The sequence below is a fragment of the uncultured Senegalimassilia sp. genome (assembly GCF_934630535.1).
Lineage (GTDB): Bacteria > Actinomycetota > Coriobacteriia > Coriobacteriales > Eggerthellaceae > Senegalimassilia.
The window spans coordinates 1-17,763 of sequence record NZ_CAKTVU010000028.1; the positions used below are offsets into that span (position 1 = coordinate 1).

The 17,763-nt window shown below is 64.1% G+C and carries 15 protein-coding genes; 11 read left to right on the forward strand and 4 right to left on the reverse strand.

The features are described from left to right. Window positions 1-576 precede the first annotated feature (576 nt). Complete coding sequence (gene guaA / locus Q0D52_RS09505) at window positions 577-2,172, reverse strand: glutamine-hydrolyzing GMP synthase (protein ID WP_294382416.1); 1,596 nt, start codon at window positions 2,170-2,172, stop codon at window positions 577-579. 344 nt (window positions 2,173-2,516) lie between these two features. Here guaA and Q0D52_RS09510 point away from each other — a divergent pair, with 344 nt between their 5' ends. From Q0D52_RS09510 to aroF, 4 genes are all read left to right on the forward strand, one after another. Continuing rightward, a complete protein-coding gene (locus tag Q0D52_RS09510; RefSeq protein WP_294382419.1) occupies window positions 2,517-3,518 on the forward strand; it encodes an undecaprenyl-diphosphate phosphatase in 1,002 nt (333 codons plus the stop codon). Window positions 3,519-3,591: 73 nt separating this feature from the next. After that, window positions 3,592-4,530 (forward strand): AEC family transporter, encoded by a 939-nt coding sequence (locus Q0D52_RS09515; protein ID WP_294382421.1) that lies wholly within the window; start codon window positions 3,592-3,594, stop codon window positions 4,528-4,530. Window positions 4,531-4,710: 180 nt separating this feature from the next. After that, on the forward strand, window positions 4,711-4,992 hold the full coding sequence (locus Q0D52_RS09520) for a chorismate mutase (protein ID WP_042433231.1): 282 nt from the start codon (window positions 4,711-4,713) through the stop codon (window positions 4,990-4,992). After that, window positions 4,989-5,792 carry a 3-deoxy-7-phosphoheptulonate synthase gene (gene aroF, locus Q0D52_RS09525; protein ID WP_294362022.1) on the forward strand — a complete coding sequence of 268 codons (804 nt, stop codon included), beginning with the start codon at window positions 4,989-4,991 and terminating at the stop codon, window positions 5,790-5,792. Before Q0D52_RS09520 ends, aroF begins: the two co-directional genes overlap by 4 nt. Before the next feature lie 105 nt (window positions 5,793-5,897). Here the strand turns inward: aroF and Q0D52_RS09530 are convergent, their stop codons facing one another. After that, window positions 5,898-6,227 (reverse strand): EFR1 family ferrodoxin, encoded by a 330-nt coding sequence (locus Q0D52_RS09530; protein WP_294382424.1) that lies wholly within the window; start codon window positions 6,225-6,227, stop codon window positions 5,898-5,900. A gap of 217 nt (window positions 6,228-6,444) precedes the next feature. On the opposite strand from Q0D52_RS09530, the gene Q0D52_RS09535 reads away from it, so the two are divergent. Next, complete coding sequence (locus tag Q0D52_RS09535) at window positions 6,445-8,841, forward strand: ATP-dependent helicase (protein ID WP_294382426.1); 2,397 nt, start codon at window positions 6,445-6,447, stop codon at window positions 8,839-8,841. Between the two features lie 222 nt (window positions 8,842-9,063). On the opposite strand, the gene sdaAA is transcribed toward Q0D52_RS09535, so the two are convergent. Beyond that, window positions 9,064-10,689, reverse strand: a complete 1,626-nt coding sequence (gene sdaAA, locus Q0D52_RS09540) for an L-serine ammonia-lyase, iron-sulfur-dependent, subunit alpha (protein WP_294382428.1) — start codon at window positions 10,687-10,689, stop codon at window positions 9,064-9,066. 315 nt (window positions 10,690-11,004) lie between these two features. Between sdaAA and Q0D52_RS09545 the strand changes: the two genes are divergently transcribed. Next, the gene (locus Q0D52_RS09545; protein WP_294362026.1) at window positions 11,005-11,943 is read left to right on the forward strand and encodes a manganese-dependent inorganic pyrophosphatase; all 939 of its coding nucleotides are present in this window, start codon (window positions 11,005-11,007) and stop codon (window positions 11,941-11,943) included. Window positions 11,944-12,142: 199 nt separating this feature from the next. Here Q0D52_RS09545 and Q0D52_RS09550 read toward each other — a convergent pair whose 3' ends face one another. After that, window positions 12,143-13,018 carry a LysR family transcriptional regulator gene (locus Q0D52_RS09550; protein WP_294382431.1) on the reverse strand — a complete coding sequence of 292 codons (876 nt, stop codon included), beginning with the start codon at window positions 13,016-13,018 and terminating at the stop codon, window positions 12,143-12,145. Window positions 13,019-13,165: 147 nt separating this feature from the next. On the opposite strand from Q0D52_RS09550, the gene Q0D52_RS09555 reads away from it, so the two are divergent. From Q0D52_RS09555 to fusA, 5 genes are all read left to right on the forward strand, one after another. Next, the gene (locus tag Q0D52_RS09555; protein ID WP_294382436.1) at window positions 13,166-13,495 is read left to right on the forward strand and encodes a hypothetical protein; all 330 of its coding nucleotides are present in this window, start codon (window positions 13,166-13,168) and stop codon (window positions 13,493-13,495) included. Window positions 13,496-13,654: 159 nt separating this feature from the next. Next, on the forward strand, window positions 13,655-14,767 hold the full coding sequence (locus Q0D52_RS09560) for a M20/M25/M40 family metallo-hydrolase (protein ID WP_294382438.1): 1,113 nt from the start codon (window positions 13,655-13,657) through the stop codon (window positions 14,765-14,767). A gap of 368 nt (window positions 14,768-15,135) precedes the next feature. Continuing rightward, window positions 15,136-15,507 carry a 30S ribosomal protein S12 gene (rpsL, locus tag Q0D52_RS09565; RefSeq protein ID WP_042433264.1) on the forward strand — a complete coding sequence of 124 codons (372 nt, stop codon included), beginning with the start codon at window positions 15,136-15,138 and terminating at the stop codon, window positions 15,505-15,507. Between the two features lie 120 nt (window positions 15,508-15,627). Beyond that, a complete protein-coding gene (rpsG, locus tag Q0D52_RS09570; RefSeq protein ID WP_042433267.1) occupies window positions 15,628-16,098 on the forward strand; it encodes a 30S ribosomal protein S7 in 471 nt (156 codons plus the stop codon). A 13-nt stretch (window positions 16,099-16,111) separates the two neighbouring features. Next, the coding region (fusA, locus tag Q0D52_RS09575) for an elongation factor G (RefSeq protein ID WP_294382440.1) at window positions 16,112-17,763 on the forward strand (1,652 nt) is incomplete at its 3' end.

A 17,763-nucleotide genomic window follows, 5' to 3' on the forward strand; every position in this document is an offset into this window, starting at 1 on the left:
GTGGACCAGGCGGCGAGCGCCGCTCGGGCCTGCGTAAGCTGAGTTTTTACTCCCCATTGCATGCCAAGGCATTTCCGTCATGTCCGGGGAGTAAATTACACGGTGGCTTACATGGCGGTACGCGGCAGTACGCCGCGGCATTTCCCCTGATTACTCCCGTTTTCCTTGAGACGGCGAGATTCTTTACTCCCCATTAACGACCTGGGGAAACGCCGTTCGGAGACCGCCGAAAAGCCTATTGAGTTCGATTTGAGTTTCACGGACCCCAAAACGGCCCCGTTTCGTTCTCGGGGACAAAAATTGCGCGTCCACTCACTTGGGATAAATCCTTACTCCCAATCCCCCGAATACCGCCCAGTGCCTTGCCGTCTTGAAACTCGGGGGAGTAAATGGCGAAATCGCAGGTGAAAGGGAGTAAAAAGGCAAAGAAAAAGCCCCCGTCCCAACGCGGGAACGGAGGCCAGATTATCGCATTCACTCACCATTGTCGCTGGTGGCTTTGCCGTGACTCTCGTACGAAACGAAACTCAGCAGCACAGTACGGCACTCAAAAATGCAGGTCAGAACCCTGTCAGCCTACTCCCACTCGATCGTCGCGGGGGGCTTGGGGGTGATGTCGTAGCACACGCGGTTGGCACCCGGCACCTCGGCCACGATGCGGCTGGAGATCTTCGCCAGCAGCTCGTAGGGCAGCTTCGCCCAGTCGGCGGTCATGGCGTCGGAGCTTTCCACGGCGCGCAGGATGATGGGGCGCTGGTAGGTGCGCTCGTCGCCCATGACGCCCACCGACTTGATGTCGGGCAGCACGGCGAAGTACTGCCAGCAGCTGTGCTCGCTGTTGCGCTCGCCGGTCTCCTCGAACAGGCGCTGGTTGTACGCGTCAAGCTCCTCGCGCACGATGGCGTCGGCGTTCTTCAGGATCTCAAGCTTCTCGGCGGAAACCGCGCCGATGATGCGGATGGCAAGACCCGGGCCGGGGAAGGGCTGGCGATGCACGATGTGGTCGGGCAGTCCCAGCGCCGTGCCGAGCGCGCGGACCTCGTCCTTGAAGAAGTGGTCGAGCGGCTCGATCAGGTCGAAGTGCACGCCCTCGGGGAACGGGATGAGGTTGTGGTGGCTTTTGATGGTTGCCGCCTTGCCGCCCGTCTTGCGCGCGCCGGACTCGATGATGTCGGGGTAGATGGTGCCCTGGGCCAGGTACTTCACGCCGTCGAGCTGCTGGGCCACGGTGAAGAACTCCTCCCAGAACTGCGTGCCGATGATGCGGCGCTTCTGCTCGGGGTCGGTGACGCCGTCGAGCAGCTTGGCGTAGCGCTCCTCGGCGTGAACGTGGATGAAGTCGACGTCGAACTGCTTGGTGAACACTTCCTCGACCTGCTCGGGCTCGCCCTTGCGCAGCAGGCCGTGGTTGACGAACACGCAGGTCATCTGCTTGCCGACGGCGCGAGCGCCCAGCGCCGCAACCACGGAGGAGTCGACGCCGCCCGAAAGGGCCAGGATGACGCGGTCGGAACCGACCTTCTCGCGGAAGTCGGCGGTCAGGGTGTCCACCAGGTTGTCCATGGTCCAGTTCGGCTCAAGCCCGCAGATGTCGAACAGGAAGTTCTTGAGCATCTGGTTGCCGAACTCGGTGTGCTTGACCTCGGGATGGAACTGCGTGGTGTAGATCTTGCGCTCGGGGCACTCCATGGCGGCGACGGGGCACACGTCGGTGGAGGCGACTACGGTAAAGCCTGCAGGAACGTCCTTCACGGCGTCGAAGTGGCTCATCCATACGGTCTGATCGGAGGGCGTGCCCGCGAACAGCTCGCCGCCGGAGACGTGCAGCGTGGCGGGGCCGTATTCGCCCACCTCGGGGTGGTACACGCTGCCGCCCAAGGTGACGGAAGTGACCTGATGGCCGTAGCAGAAGCCCAAGATCGGCACGCCCAGCTCGTAGATGGCGGGGTCGACGCGCGGCGCGTCCTCGGCGTTGACGGAGGCAGGGCCGCCGGACAGGATGATAGCGGCGGGCGCCATCTCGCGCACCTCGTCTGCGGTGATGTCGCACGGGACGATTTCCGAGTACACGTTCAAATCGCGCACGCGGCGGGCGATCAGCTGCCCGTACTGTGCGCCGAAGTCGAACACGACGACTTTCTGAGAGGTTGAACTGGACGATGCGGTGCTCACTAGCGGCTCCTTCTTCGGTTGTATCACGCTGCGTCGGCCGCGCTTGCGGCTGCACTGTTCTCTGCGTTTTCGTAACGGCGATTGTACATTAAGCTGCGCTAATCCATACCTGTCGGCTGTGTATCTTCAACACAACGCTACGCAAGGTCCATGTTGCGTGCCGTATTTCACCCTTCAAACATCAAGGGCAGGTAAAGAAATCGTGAGCCCGCTCTGGTTTATCGGGGCCTGCGCGCCTTCCGCGCGCACGGCGCTTCGCCGCCTTCTACAATTTCGAATCCGTGCGGCATCGCAAGCTCATCGGGCCCGCGCCCGCACGCGTACGGCTCACCGAAAGGCGGAACATGATCATCGAAGCGTTGAAATCCCTATTGATCGGCATCGTCGAGGGCGTCACCGAATGGCTGCCCATCTCATCGACGGGCCACATGATCCTCGTTGACGATTTCGTGCAGCTCCAGGTGTCCACGGAGTTCCTTGCGCTATTCCTGGTGGTTATCCAGATCGGCGCCATCCTGGCCGTGCTCACGCTGTACTTCCATAAGCTCAATCCCTTGAGCCCACGCAAAAGCGCTGATGAGAAGCGCGCGACCTGGCGGCTGTGGGGGATGGTGGCCGTCGGGTGCATCCCGGCGGCAGTTGTGGGCATCCTGCTCGACGATTGGGTGAACGCCCATTTCTACAACAAGGTCACCGTTGCCGCCATGCTCATCCTGTACGGCGTGGTGTTCATCGTCATGGAACGCCGCAACCGCCGTCGTCTGCGTCGCGCCCGCGCCGCCGTGCAAAACCAGGCGCGCACCCGCGCAGAGCAGCCTTCCGCCCCGCGCGGCCGTCATGCCCGCGTGCAGGCTCCGGCGCACCCCGCGCCTGCGCATGCCTGCGCCGCCGATCTTGACGCGGCCGTCGAGCGCAGCATCTTCCGCATCGCCGATGTCGACGACATCGATTGGAAGACGGCCCTGAAGATCGGCTGCTTCCAGGTGCTCGCCATCATCCCCGGCACCTCCCGCTCCGGCGCCACCATCATCGGCGGCATGCTGTGCGGCTGCAGCAGGACCGCCGCTGCGGAGTTCACGTTCTTCCTGGCCATCCCCATCATGTTCGGATGGGGCCTGGTGAAATGCATCAAGTTCGCGGCCGCGGGCCTTGCCATGACGACCACCGAGGCGGTGGTGCTCGCGGTGGGCGTGGTTTCGGCGTTCGTCATGTCCGTGGTGTCCATCAAGTTCCTGATGGGGTACATTAAGAAGAACGACTTCACGGCGTTCGGCTGGTACCGCATCGTGGTGGGCGCGCTGGTGCTCGGCGTCTTCGCCCTGCAAACCGCGGGCATCCTGGCGTAAAGGCCTGCGGCTCGGCGCTTTCCCACCCGGCTCCGTGAGCTCACGCATTGCACGGGGAAAGGGAAGGGAAGCGGTGCTTAGCCAGTTCAGCAGCATCTTCACGCAGATGGTGGCCCTGTTCGCCGCCATAGGCGTCGGCTATATCTGCAAGAAAACGGGCGTTATGGACGCCGATTTCGACAAGAAGCTCTCGGGGCTTGTCCTGAGCGCCACGTTGCCGGCGCTGATCTTGGCGTCGGTGCTCAACGTTGACAGCTTGCCCGACCCTATGCTCATGGGGCAGATCATCGGGCTTTCCATGCTCAGCTATGCGTTGTTCATCCCCATCGCCTACCTGGTCACCTACGCGTTGCGCATCCCCGACGGCCGGCGCGGCGTGTACCGCTTCATGCTCATCTTCGGCAACACGGGCTTCATCGGCTATCCCGTGCTGTCCGCCATTTTCGGACCGCAGACGGTCGTATACGCGGTGGTGTACAACATCGTGTTCAACCTGCTGTCGTTCACCTTCGGCGCATGGCTCATCGCTTCGGACAACGAATACGGCGTCAAGGTGCGCATGAGCTGGCGTGATTTCGTCACGCCCTGCAACATCGCCACGCTCATCACCATGGCGCTGGCGTTTTGCGGCGTGCATGCCGTGCCCGTGGTCGGCCCCGCGCTTTCCACCATCGGCAGCTTCACCACGCCTGCCACGCTGCTCATCGTGGGCTCGTCGCTGGCGAACCTTCCCGCCGCCAAGCTTCTGGGCACCCCTCGCTTGTGGATCGCGTGCTTGGTGCGCATGATCGCCATCCCGCTGCTCATCTTCGCCGTCATGCGGCCCCTTGCCGGCGGCGCGTTGCTGGGGGTGGTCGTGGTGTTGGCGGCCATGCCCGTTGCCACCAACGGCACCATGTTCTGCTACCAGTACGGCGGCGATGCCAAGACCATGGCGCAGGGCACCTTCATCACCACCGTCTTGGCGCTGGTCACCATTCCGTTGCTGGCCACGTTCTCCGCTGTCTTGTAGCCGGGGTGGGGCGATCGCCTCATTTACCTACTTTATTCCTCAGATTTTGGCGAATCAGCTCGTGGTTTTGCTATCATGATGCGCACACGAGGGCTGCTTTCGTCCAGCACGGCACGCGTCTGGCACTCGACGCGTCGCGCGGCCATGCTCGTTACCGCTCAAGAAAAGGAAGGAACGCCGATGTCTGATCAGAACAGCTCGTTCGAGCAGATCCAGGAACATCGTGCAAAGATCGACGAGCTTGACCGCCAGATCGTCGCGCTGCTCAACAAGCGCGCCGGTCATTCGCTGGTCATCCGCGGCCTGAAGCCCGGTGCGCACCTGGGTTTGTACGACCCCAAACGCGAAGAGGAGATCTTCGAGAAGGTGGACAGCTATAACGAGGGCCCGCTCTACAACGATAACCTCCGCGAGATCTACGGTACTATCCTGAAAGTCATGAAGGAGACCCCGTCAGCATGAGCGAGCAGAGAATCGAAACGAAACTGCCGGATTACGGCACCCGCACCGACGAGATAACCATCTACGCCGGACCCTGCTCGGTTGAGAGCGAAGAGCAGTTCTTCGAAGTTGCCGAGTGCATCAGCGACCTGGGCCTCACCTGGATCCGCGGCGGTGCGTACAAGCCGCGCACCAACCCGCACAGCTTCCAGGGCCTTGGCGAGGAAGCCCTTAAGATCATGAAGGCCGGCGGCGAGAAGTACGGCCTGAAAACGCTTACGGAGGTCATGGACTCCGAGCACTGCGAGCTGGTGCATTCCTATGTGGACGGCCTGCAGGTGGGCGCCCGCAACTTCCAGAACTTCAGCTTGCTGAAAAACATCGGCAAGGTCACGAAGGACTCCCACAAGATGGTGCTGTTCAAGCGCGGTTTCGCGGGCACCATCGCCGAGTGGCTGGCGGCCACCGACTACATCACCATGGAGGGCAACGACAACGTGGTGCTGTGCGAGCGCGGCCTGCGCACGTTCGAGACGGCCACGCGTTTCACGCTCGACATCTCGGCCGTGCCCGTCATCCACAAGCAAAGCCTGCTGCCCATCTGCGTGGACGTGTCCCATCCGGCCGGCGTCCGCGACCTGGTGCCCAGCTTGGCGCGCGCCGCGGTCGCCGTGGGCGCCGACTCCATCATGATCGAGGTGCATCCCAACCCGCCGGCGGCGCTTTCCGACGGCCCGCAGCAGCTGACCCCGGCGCAGTTCCGCGTCCTGGTCGAAGAGCTGCGCGAGATCGCCGCGGTGTTCGGGAAGAAGATCGTCTAGCGCGCGAAGGCGTTTTGCGCAACGTAACGAAGGCGGATCGGGAAACCGGTCCGCCTTTTTGCGCTCGAAGCAGGCGCGCTTCCGGCAGTGCGGCGGCTCGCTCGCTCAGCGTTTGCCGTACGATATGGCGCGCTCGGGGCAGGCGCGCATGCAGCCAAGGCACATGAGGCATTTCTTGTTCGGCCAGGTAGGGCGGCCGTTTTTCATGACGATGGCGTTTGCAGGGCAGGTGCGCTCGCAGCGTCCGCAGCCCACGCACGCATCGCTGACGGTGAAGTTGCTGCAAGATAACACGCGGTCGAGCTCAACATGGCGCATAAGGCCATCGGTGCTGCTCGCCTTCCTCCACGTGCCCATTGCCGCCTCCCTCGTGCCGCCTGCGTTTTCGCCCTTCACGCCATGGTAGCGCAAAACCGCGGTTCCTCTCGAGGCCATCTCCCCGTTCGCTCGCGGAATCGAACGTTATTTGCCTATGCTGTGCATGCACGCCTGACCGCATGCCGCCGCCGTGCGAAAGCGGTAGAATCTTCAAGTTGCGCTCATTGCAGCGCGCATGGATCGTAACAAGTCTCCGCCGCCGTTTTCGCCGTTTCAGGTTCACGCCCGAAGCGCCCGTTTCCGGTGGCGAGTTGCTAACGCGAAGGAACGTCATATGCCCGTCGATATCACCACGCTCAACGGCCCGCAGCGCGCGGCCGTCGAATGCACCGAAGGCCCGCTTTTGGTCTTGGCCGGCGCTGGATCAGGCAAAACGCGCGTGCTCACGTACCGCATCGCGCACATCCTGGAGGATCTGAACGTGGCGCCGTGGGAGATCTTGGCCATCACGTTCACCAACAAGGCGGCCGCCGAGATGCGCGAGCGCCTGCAGGGCCTGGTCGGTCCGCGCAGCCGCGGCATGTGGGTATCCACCTTCCACAGCATGTGCGTGCGCATGCTGCGCGCCGACGCCGAGCGCCTGGGGTTCTCGAAGAGCTTCACCATCTACGACACCGACGACCAGAAGCGCCTGTACAAGGAGATCATGGCCGAGCTGGACATCGACCCGAAGCGCTTTCCCATAAACGCCCTGATGAACCGTATTTCCACGGCGAAAAACGAGCTGAAGGTGCCCGGCAACTTCGCCAAAGAGGCCAACGACCCGGTGGGCAAGGTGGCCGCGCGCGTGTACGAGAAGCTGCAGGAGCGCTTGAAGCAGGCCAACGCCTTCGACTTCGACGATCTGCTGCTTTATGCGTACCTGCTGCTGAAGAACCATCCCGACGTGCTCGAGGCCTATCAGCTGCGCTTCCGCTACATCATGGTCGACGAGTACCAGGACACCAACCACGCGCAGTATGAGATCACGCGCCTTTTGGCCGAGCAGCACGGCAACATCATGGTGGTAGGCGACGACGACCAGTCCATTTACAGCTGGCGCGGCGCCGACATCCGCAACATCCTGGAGTTTGAGAAGGACTACCCCCAGTGCACCACGGTGAAGCTGGAGCAGAACTACCGCAGCGTGGGCAACGTGCTGGCCGCCGCCAACGCCGTCATCGCGAACAATCAGCATCGCAAGGTGAAGAAGCTGTTCACCGACCAGGAGGACGGCGAGAAGATCCACGTGTACATGGCCACAGACGAGCGCGACGAGGGCCGCTGGATCGCCGGCGAGATCGAGAAGCAGCGCCAGAAGGGGCTGTCCTACAACCAGGTGGCGGTGTTCTACCGCACCAACGCCCAGTCGCGCATGCTTGAAGATATGCTGCTGCGCGCCGGAGTGCCGTACCGCATCGTCGGCGGTACGCGATTCTTCGATCGCGCCGAGATCCGCGACGTCATGGCCTACCTCACGTTGGTGGTCAACCCCGCCGACGACATCGCGGCCAAGCGCGTTATCAACACGCCGCGCCGCGGCATCGGCAAGTCCACGGTGGAGCGCATCGAGCAGTTCGCGCGCGAGATGGACATGACGTTCATGGAGGGCGCCGAGATCGCCATCGCCGACCCCGAGCTGCGTGCCGCCACGCGCCGCAGCGTGGGGGAGTTCGTGCAGATCATCAAGGACGCGCAGTCCTACTCGGGCGATCTGCGCAAGTGCATCGAGGCCGTCATCGACAAGTCCGGCCTGATCAGCGCCTTGCAGGCCGAGAGCACCGACGAGGCGCGCGGGCGCGTTGAGAACATCCAGGAGTTCCTGTCCGTAGTCGATGAGTTCGTGGACACCCACGAAGAGGAGGACGCCGATTACGCGGCTCCTACGGTTGGCGAGCAGGGTGGGGAAGGCGAAGGCGCCGCCGAGCCCGTGCGCGTGCTGCGCGGCGATTCGCTGGCCGACTTCCTGGAATGGGTGCGCCTGCGTACCGACCTCGACACCATGGACGAGGATGGCCAGGCGGTCACCATGATGACGGTGCACGCCTCGAAGGGCCTGGAGTTCGATTGCGTGTTCGTGGCGGGCATGGAGGAGACGCTGTTCCCGCATATGAACAGCGTCGGCGACGCCGCCGGCATCGAGGAGGAGCGCCGCCTGGCATACGTCGCCATCACGCGCGCCCGCAAGGTGCTGTTCCTCACCTGCGCCTACACGCGCCAGATCTTCGGTCAGACGCAGGCAAACCCCGTCTCGCGCTTCATCCATGAGATCCCCGGCGAGCTTCGCCAGACCATGGGCGTGGGAAGCCAGGGCTTCTCCGGCACCGGCTGGGAGAAGCGCGGCAGCCGCAAGGGCATTTCCGGCAGCGGCGTGGAGGCCGGCGGCGGCCGCGTGTTCGGCCGCTCAAGCGCCAGCGCCCCCGGCGGCAGGTCCGAGCGCGAGCGCCGCGAGGCGCGCACGAGCCGCATCGGCGCAGGTCGTTCGGTGTCGGGCGCTTATGTGTGCCCCGGGGCGGAGAAGAAGGCGGCAGCCAAGATGACCTTCGCCGCCGGCGACACCGTCGACCACAAGACGTTCGGCCGCGGCAAGGTCACGAAGGTGGACGGCGACACGCTCTATGTCCGCTTCTCCAAGTCCGGCCAAACGAAGAAGCTGCTGAAAGACTACGCGCCCATCGTGAAAATAGGGTAGGGCGAAAGCGGCTACGATCGGGCTGTCACGCTGCAGCCTGCATACGGAAGCGCCCCGCATACCTCGGTGGTTTGCGGGGCTCTTCGTTCGTTGAGCAGGGTTGAACAGGGCGACCAGGGGGGCGGGAGGTGTGTTCGCGCTTGGGCGCCGCGGGGTGGCGGGGCAAGCGGCCGGTGGCGTTGACGCGGGTCGGCTAATGCCTGCGCGGAAGGCCGCCGCCCCTTACTTCCCGCACATGTGCGATTCGCACCAGGCGCAGGCGTCGGGGGTTGCCGCCAGGCCGCCCAGGGCCGATTCGCGCAGCTCGAAGGGCAGGCTGCGGCCCACCTTGTACATGGCCTCCACCGTTTGGTCGAAGCCCACCAGGTTGCCGATGCCGGCAAGTGAGGTTTGCGCGCTGACCAGCGCCGTTGCCGCGCCCGAGGCGTTGCGCTTCTGGCAGGGCACCTCCACCAGGCCCGCAACCGGGTCGCACACCAGACCCATCATATTGGTGAGCGCGTTGCCCGCGGCGTTCAAGCATTGCTCGGGCGTGCCGCCCTCAAGCTCCACGCATGCCGCCGCGGCCATCGCGGCCGCCGACCCGATCTCGGCCTGGCAGCCGCCTTCGGCGCCGGAGACCGTGGCGTTGCGGGTGATCAGATAGCCCACGGCGGCGGCGCAAGCCAGTGCGCGCTGGAGCTGCTCGTCGGAATACCCCTTCGCCTTCTGCAGGGCCAGTAGCACGCCGGGAATCACGCCGGCCGATCCGGCAGTGGGGGCTGCCACGATGCGGCCCATGGAGGCGTTGGTCTCCAGCACCGCCATGGCGTAGGCGCAGGCGCTGGCGATGGGCTCGCCGAGCACGTCGGCGCCCGAATCGCGCACCTTCGCGATGCGCTGCGCCTCGCCGCCTAAAAGCCCGCCCATGGATGCGGCGGGCGCGTCGAGTGGCAGGAATGCGGCGTCTTTCATGACGCGCAGCGCGTAAGCAAGGTATGCGCTTGTGCCATCGGCGTGGCCTCCGGCCTGCTGCACGGCGGCCTCGCGGCGCAGGAACACCTCGGAGATGGCGGCCTTTTGAGCAGCGCAAAGCGCAAGCAGCTGCGTTCCATTCGTGAAATCGAGAGCACGCAGGCGTTCAAGCGCCGCTGCCTGCTCGGTCTCCCCGACGGTCGCCTGGGCCTGGCCGAGTGCTGCGGCGGGGATGACGCGCACGCCGCGGATCAGGGGATTTTCCAAGATGGTCGCCTGCGCATTGTCGTCGATGCGCTGATCGGTTTCCAGCACGGTCCATGCCGTGTCGCCGCGCTGCTCGCGGTACATGCGGGCCGTGGCGATGTTGACGCCGTGCGCCGAAAGGCTGGTGGCGATATGCGCGAGCACGCCCGGCAGGTCGCGCTGCTGCACCACGATCGAGTGGTTCTCGCCGGTGATGTAGACGTCCACCCCGTCGATCTTGCGGATGACGGCAGCGCCGCCGCCCACGCTTTCGCCGCGCACCTCCATGCGCCCGCCTTCGGCGGTGTCGATGACGATGTCGATGGTGTTGGGGTGCTCGTAGTCGTCGCAGTCGGGAAGGGGGGTGAACGTGAAGTCCAGCCCCGCCTCGCGCGCGTGTGCGAACGAGCTGCGGATGCGCAGGTCGTCGGGCGCAAGGCCGAGCATGCCGGCGACCAGCGCCTTGTCGGTGCCGTGGCCGGTCAGCGTATGCGCGAAGCTGCCGAGCAGACGGAACTCCACGTGCGTCGGCAGCTCGCCGGCCAGCTTGCGCGCCATGTACGCGATGCGCAGCGCGCCGGCGGTGTGGCTGCTCGACGGCCCCACCATCACCGGCCCGATGATATCGGTCAACCCAATCGTCTCCATGCCCGCTCCTTTGCGTGTTGCCGCCTCATGCGGTCGTTTCCGTTTCCGTACACTATACCGGCTTGCCGTCTGGGCGCGTAGCGGTTTACGCATGGTTAACGGTTCCAACACGTGGGGGAAACCGTGCCCGATGCGCCCGGCGCCGCGCGCGACGGCCGTTTGCGCTCGGTTCGTGGCTGTTCGCTAGGGTTTTGGGCATGTGCACCAAGCGGGGGTATAATAATTGGTCGGCGTCGCGTCTTTTGCGAACGCTTCGCCGAAAAGGGTAGGACGATGAAGGGCCGGGCGCGACCCGGCTAGCGAAGGAGCGATCACATGGCGGCACCCATCCTGGTGTTCGGTCACAAGAACCCCGACAACGATGCCATCAGCGCAGCTGTTGGCTATGCGTACCTGAAAAACGAGCTGGCCAAGCGCGCCGGTTCCGACGCCGTCTACGAGGCGTGCCGTCTGGGCGGCCTTCCGCCGGAGACCGAGTGGATCTTGGGCGAGAACGGCATCGAGGCGCCGCGTCTGATCGAGTCCCTTTCCGAGGGCCAGCAGGTCATCCTCGTCGACCACAACGAGGCCCTGCAGTCCGCCGACGGCCTTGACGCCGCCGAGATCGTCGAGATCGTCGACCATCATCGCCTGGGCGGCCTGGTCACCGCGCAGCCGCTGCGCTTCAACGCCAAGCCCGTGGGCTCCACCGCCGCCATCGTGGCGCGCGAGTTCGAGATCGAGGGCGTTGAGCTGCCGAAGGGTATCGCCGCGCTGCTGCTCGGCGCCATGCTCACCGACACCGTCATCATGAAGTCGCCCACCACCACCGACTTCGACCGCGACATCATCGCCCGCACGGCCGCTGCCGTGGGCGTCGACCCGGTCGAGTACGGCATGTCCATCTTCAAGTGCCGTTCCAACCCCGCCGAGCTGCCCGTTGACAAGCTGGTCAACGCCGACGCCAAGGAGTTCGAGCTGTCCAACGGCAACAAGGTCTACATCGGCCAGTACGAAACGGTCGACCTGCAGGCCGTGCTCGGCCGCGAGGCCGAGATCCGCGAGGCCATCAAGGGCCTGGTCGCGGACAAGGGCTACCAGTTCGTGCTGTTCTTCGCCACCGACATCCTGGCCGAGGGCAGCCAGTTTATCTGCGAGGGCGACACCGACTTCGTCAACCGCGCCTTCGATATCGACTGCACCGGCAAGTCCGTCTGGATGCCCGGCGTGCTTTCCCGCAAGAAGCAGGTGGCCGCACCCATCCTGGCGCTGTAGCCTCGCGCTAGCATACGTCATCGCACAAGGAAGCCCCCGCGCACCCGCGCGAGGGCTTCCTGTCGTTTCCGGGCACTTTGGGGACGTAGCGTTATCTGTCAGGTTTCTGCTGCTCGACCTTTGCCTGCCCGTCAACCGATCTTGCTCCGCGATTCGCGTATCCCGGCACCCGTTTCTTCTTGCGAAGCCTCATTCCTCCTTACGCGTCCGCTTCCCCCATTCGCCGCTTTATGAAGTCGAGTAAAAACGCGTGGAACTCGGCGGCTTTCTGGCCGAGCGGGTGCTTGGCCGTTTCCACCACGATATCGCGTTCGAACCCTGCATCCGCGATCGGCGCCAGCACCACGTCCGACCCTTCCAACGCACCCCAGCTGCGCTCGGGCCAAAACCCCACGCCAAGCCCCAGCGCGATGAACTTGCGCACCACATCGGGGCTGTCCGACTCGAACACCACGTTCGGCGCGAACCCCGCCTTCAGGCATAGCTCGTCGCATACGCCGCGGAACCCTCGCGTTCCCGCCAAGCACACGAAAGGCGCATCGGCGAAATCCGCCAGGCAAATCGATCCGCCTTTCGCTTGCTCCTTGGGGATGGCAAGGCATATGCGCTCGCTGTGCACCTGGGATGTGCGCGCATCCGGTTTCGCCGCGCCCCCGGATGCCACCGTGCGCACCCGCACGTCCCAGCGAGCTTCGCTGTTGGCCTGGTTGATGACGAACGCGGCTTGCGGCACCGTTGCGCGAAACGCCGCGATCGCGTCGACCGTCATGGACGTGGCGGCCTCGACGTCGATGCGCACGGTGTTGCGCTCCTGGCCCTTCGCCTGCGCTATGGCCTGGGGAATCTCGTCGAACGCGGCAAGCAGCGGGGCGGCTTTGCTCTCAAGCGCCTCGCCGCAGGGGGTCAGCCGGATGTTGCGCCCGACGCGCTCGAACAGCTTGGCGTCAAGCTCGCCCTCAAGGCGGCGGATAGCCTGCGTCAGCGCCGGCTGTGCCACGCCAAGGCGCTTGGCCGAGTTCGTCATATGCTGGGTTTGGGCCACCTCGTGAAAATAACGCAGCTGCAACAATTCCATGCGCACCTCCTTGCCGTTCAATGTGACGATAACGCGCAGATTATGGAAAACGCTTAACCTATAACGTAGACAGTTTTACCATAGCGAATCGCCGGGGGCATGCGTCCTCGATGAACCTGCAGAATACCACCAAGGGAGATGACGGAAATGGCAGAGGCGCTTGAGGCGATCATGCTCATTTGCTTCGGGCTTTCGTGGCCTATGAACGCGTACAAGAACTTCAAGGCCCGCACGGCCGCGGGAACCAGCTGGCAGTTCATCCTGCTGATCACGCTCGGCTATTTCGCCGGCATCGCGGCGAAGTTCGTGTCCGGCACCATCAACTGGGTCCTTGCCGTGTACTTCATCAACGTTGTCTGCATCGCCGCCAACTGGGTCGTGTACTTCCGTAACCGTGCCATCGACCGTGAACGCGATCGCCTGCGCAAGGAGGAGGACGCGCAGGACGCCTTGGCGCAAGCGCGTGCTGCCCGCTAGTGGTTGCCGTCGCCTGTATCCACATGGTGGTTTCAAGCATTCCTTGCGTTGTCTTAGGCGCTGACCTATATCTATATATATGAGCGTTTTCGGAAAGCCGCCCTTGTGCGGCTTTCCGCGTATACCGGCGAACCGACATCCCGATCGAAAGGGGAACCCGTGAAACCCGACCGCTTGCTCGATCTGTTCTGCGAACTGGCGCGCATCGAAAGCCCATCGCGCCATGAGGCCCTTATGGCGAAACGGTGCAAGGCCGAGCTGGAAGGGCTGGGGTTTACCGTCCGCTTCGATGATTCAGCGGAGCGGACGGGTTCCGACACGGGCAACCTCATCGCCTTCCGAGCCGGAAGCGTCCCCGGTGCTGTGGCGTTGTGCGGGCATATGGACACCGTGCGTCCATGCAAGGGAATCGAACCCGTGGTGGAAGACGGCGTGATCCGCAGCGCGGGCGACACCATCTTGTCAGCCGATGATAAGGCCGGCGTGGCCGCCATCTTCGAGGGCCTGCGTAGCCTCATCGAAGCGGGGGAGGTGCTTCCCGATGTGCACGTCATCCTGACCACCTGCGAGGAGATGCACCTGCTGGGGGCCGGCGCGTTGGATACGTCGTTCTTGCCTGAAGGCACGCCCTGCTACGTGCTCGACGCCGACGGAGATCCGGGCACCATCATCAACCAAGCGCCGTGCCACTGCACGTTCACGGCGACCTTCCGCGGAAAGTCGGCGCACGCCGGCGTCGAGCCCGAGCGCGGCATCTCGGCGCTTGCCATGGCGGCCCAGGCGGTGTGCCATATGCCCTTGGGCCGCATTTCCGCGCACACCACGTCCAACGTCGGCGTCATCGAGTGCGACGGCGCCACGAACGTGGTGCCCGGCACCTGCTGGTTGTCGGGCGAATGTCGCTCCACCTCTCTTGAACGCGCCCGCGCTGAGCGCGCCGCCATGGACGAGGCCATGCGCGCCGCCGCGGCGCAAGCCGGCGGCAGCGTGGACATCGAGTGGCGCACCGACTATCTGCCCATATCCTATGCCGCCGATCATGCGCTGGTCGAAGGCGCCGTGCGCGCGGCCCGGGCAGCCGGGCTTCGCCCCAGCCTTGCCTCATCGGGCGGCGGCGCGGATGCCAACATCCTGGCCGGGCGCGGCGTGTCGGCGATCACGCTCGCCACGGGTATGGCCAACTACCATTCGTGTGAGGAATACATCACCGTGGACAACCTCGACGGTTGCGCCCGCTTGGTCGAGCAGCTGGTGCTCGAGGCGCGCAAATAGGGCGTCGGCTACGTATAACGCCCAGCTTTGCGGCGGGGAAGGGCTTCGTCCGAGCTGCCGGGAATGCGCAAAACCAGCCCCCGCACCGTTTCGCAACTTTTGCAACAACTTTTCGCGAATTTGTGTGCAAAACGTGCATCGGAGTACCAAGAAACGTTGCATGACCAGCCGAAACAGGGTACAATAGAAATAGACACACCCGGGTGCGTGGCGTTTGACAGCCCCTATACCCGGTGATAAAGTTCCAACTCGCGCTCCGAAAGGGGCAGGGTTTTCGCGTGCGTATCAGCTGAACGCACTTGGAAACCCATGAGTAATGCGGCGGTGGTCTCGTACACCGCCGGAGGCAAATACAGAAGGAGAAGATTTTGCCTACCATCAACCAGCTGGTCCGCAAGGGCCGCAAGAAGTCGGTCGACAAGAAGAAGACGCCGGCTCTGAAGGGCAACCCGCAGAAGCGTGGCGTGTGCACCCGCGTGTACACCACCACCCCCAAGAAGCCGAACTCGGCACTGCGTAAGGTCTGCCGTGTGCGCCTGGTCAACGGCATGGAGGTCACGGCCTACATCCCCGGCATCGGCCACAACCTGCAGGAGCACTCCATGGTGCTCATCCGCGGCGGTCGTGTTAAGGACCTCCCCGGTGTGCGCTACAAGGTCATCCGCGCCGCGCTGGACTGCGCCGCCGTGGACAACCGCAAGCAGGCTCGCAGCCGCTACGGTGCCAAGCGCCCGAAATAAGTAACCGCTAAGCCGCGCGGGTTGCATGAAAACGCCTCTCCCGAAAGGGTCGGGAAGGCGGCAACCTAATGGGAAGGAGAAAGCTTCCCCGAAGCGCGCAGGAATCAGAAGGAGTTTTACATGCCGCGTCGTGCAGCAGCAGTCCGTCGTGAAGTTCAGCCGGACGCCGTCTACAACAACCGCCTTGTCACCCAGTTGATCAACAAGATCCTGCTGGACGGCAAGAAGTCCACCGCCGAGGGCATCGTCTACGGTGCTTTCGAGCTGGTCCAGGCCAAGACGGGCGAGGATCCGCTGGCTATCTTCAAGAAGGCCATGGACAACGTCCGCCCCACCCTCGAGGTCAAGCCGAAGCGTGTCGGCGGCGCCACCTATCAGGTGCCCATGGAGGTCAACTCCCGCCGCGCCACCACGCTGGCCATCCGCTGGATCGTGGACTTCTCCCGTAAGCGCAAGGAGCACACGATGAAGCAGCGCCTGGCCGCCGAGATCATGGACGCCGCCGAGAACACCGGCGCCTCCGTGAAGAAGCGCGAGGACCTGTACAAGATGGCCGAGTCCAACCGTGCGTTCTCGCACTACCGCTTCTAGGGCGTGACCTAACATGGCTAAAGCTAACGATCTGAAACTCACGCGTAACTTCGGCATCATGGCCCACATCGATGCCGGTAAGACCACCACTACCGAGCGCATCCTGTACTACACGGGCAAGACGCACAAGATCGGCGAGGTGCACGACGGCGCCGCTACCATGGACTGGATGGTCCAGGAGCAGGAGCGCGGCGTGACCATCACCGCTGCCGCCACCACGTGCTTCTGGAAGAAGGACGACGAGACGTACCGCTTCCAGATCATCGACACCCCCGGCCACGTGGACTTCACCGCCGAGGTCGAGCGCTCCCTGCGCGTCCTTGACGGCACCGTCGCCGTCTTCGACGCCGTTGCAGGCGTGCAGCCGCAGTCCGAGACCGTGTGGCGTCAGGCCGAGAACTACGGCGTGCCGCGCATCGCGTTCATCAACAAGTACGACCGCGTCGGCGCAGACTTCGAGCATGCGATCCAGACCATGAAGGATCGCCTGCATGCCAACGCCGTCGCCGCTCAGCTGCCCATGGGCGCCGAGGACAACTTCTGGGGCGTCATCGACCTGGTCACCATGACCGCATGGGACTTCAAGGCCGACGAGAAGGGCATGACCTACCCCGAGCCCATGGATGCCATCCCCGCCGAGTTCGCCGAGGAGGCCGAGCTGGCTCACCAGGAGCTGGTCGAGGCTGCCGCCGACTGCGACGACGAGCTCATGGAGAAGGTCCTCATGGAGGAGGAAGTCTCCGTCGAGGAGCTGAAGGCCGCTCTGCGCAAGGGCGTCATCTCCTGCAAGATCAACCCCGTGTTCGTGGGCTCCGCCTACAAGAACAAGGGCGTTCAGGAGCTGCTCGACGCCGTCGTCGACTACCTGCCGGCTCCCGTCGACGTTCCCGCCATCAAGGGCACCACGCCCGGCACCGGCGAGGAGGACGAGCGTCCTTCCGACCCGAAGGCCCCGTTCAGCGCCCTGGCGTTCAAGATCATGACCGACCCGTTCGTGGGTAAGCTGACTTACCTGCGCGTGTACTCGGGCTCTCTGGACGCCGGTTCCTACGTGACCAACGCCACGAAGGACAAGAAGGAGCGCGTCGGCCGTCTGCTGCAGATGCACTCCAACCAGCGCGTCGACATCGACTCCTGCTCCGCTGGCGACATCGTCGCCGTCGTCGGCCTGAAGAACACCACCACCGGTGACACCCTGTGCGACGACAACGCTCCGATCATCCTGGAGTCCATGGAGTTCGCCGACCCGGTTATCGACATCGCCGTCGAGCCGAAGACCAAGGCTGACCAGACCAAGATGGAGATCGCCCTGCAGAAGCTGGCCGAGGAGGACCCGACCTTCCGCGTGTCCACCAACCATGAGACCGGCCAGACCATCATCGCCGGCATGGGCGAGCTGCACCTTGAGATCATCGTCGACCGCCTGATGCGCGAGTTCAAGGTCGAGGCCAACGTCGGCAAGCCGCAGGTTGCCTACCGCGAGCGTCCGGGCCACGAGGTCCTCTCCGCCGAGGGCAAGTTCGTCCGTCAGTCCGGTGGTCGCGGCCAGTACGGCCATGCGGTCATCAACATGTACCCGCAGGAGCCGGGCAAGGGCTACGAGTTCGAGAACAAGATCGTCGGCGGCGTCGTGCCGAAGGAATACATTCCTTCCATCGACAAGGG

What these genes read in the sequence shown, in the direction of transcription:
- aroF (WP_294362022.1), top strand. Translation starts at nt 4,989, where the DNA reads ATGAGCGAGCAGAGAATCGAAACGAAACTGCCGGATTACGGCACCCGC.
- Q0D52_RS09550 (WP_294382431.1), bottom strand. Translation starts at nt 13,018, where the DNA reads ATGGAATTGTTGCAGCTGCGTTATTTTCACGAGGTGGCCCAAACCCAG.
- rpsG (WP_042433267.1), top strand. Translation starts at nt 15,628, where the DNA reads ATGCCGCGTCGTGCAGCAGCAGTCCGTCGTGAAGTTCAGCCGGACGCC.
- sdaAA (WP_294382428.1), bottom strand. Translation starts at nt 10,689, where the DNA reads ATGGAGACGATTGGGTTGACCGATATCATCGGGCCGGTGATGGTGGGG.
- Q0D52_RS09510 (WP_294382419.1), top strand. Translation starts at nt 2,517, where the DNA reads ATGATCATCGAAGCGTTGAAATCCCTATTGATCGGCATCGTCGAGGGC.
- Q0D52_RS09535 (WP_294382426.1), top strand. Translation starts at nt 6,445, where the DNA reads ATGCCCGTCGATATCACCACGCTCAACGGCCCGCAGCGCGCGGCCGTC.
- Q0D52_RS09530 (WP_294382424.1), bottom strand. Translation starts at nt 6,227, where the DNA reads ATGGCCTCGAGAGGAACCGCGGTTTTGCGCTACCATGGCGTGAAGGGC.
- Q0D52_RS09555 (WP_294382436.1), top strand. Translation starts at nt 13,166, where the DNA reads ATGGCAGAGGCGCTTGAGGCGATCATGCTCATTTGCTTCGGGCTTTCG.
- Q0D52_RS09545 (WP_294362026.1), top strand. Translation starts at nt 11,005, where the DNA reads ATGGCGGCACCCATCCTGGTGTTCGGTCACAAGAACCCCGACAACGAT.
- Q0D52_RS09520 (WP_042433231.1), top strand. Translation starts at nt 4,711, where the DNA reads ATGTCTGATCAGAACAGCTCGTTCGAGCAGATCCAGGAACATCGTGCA.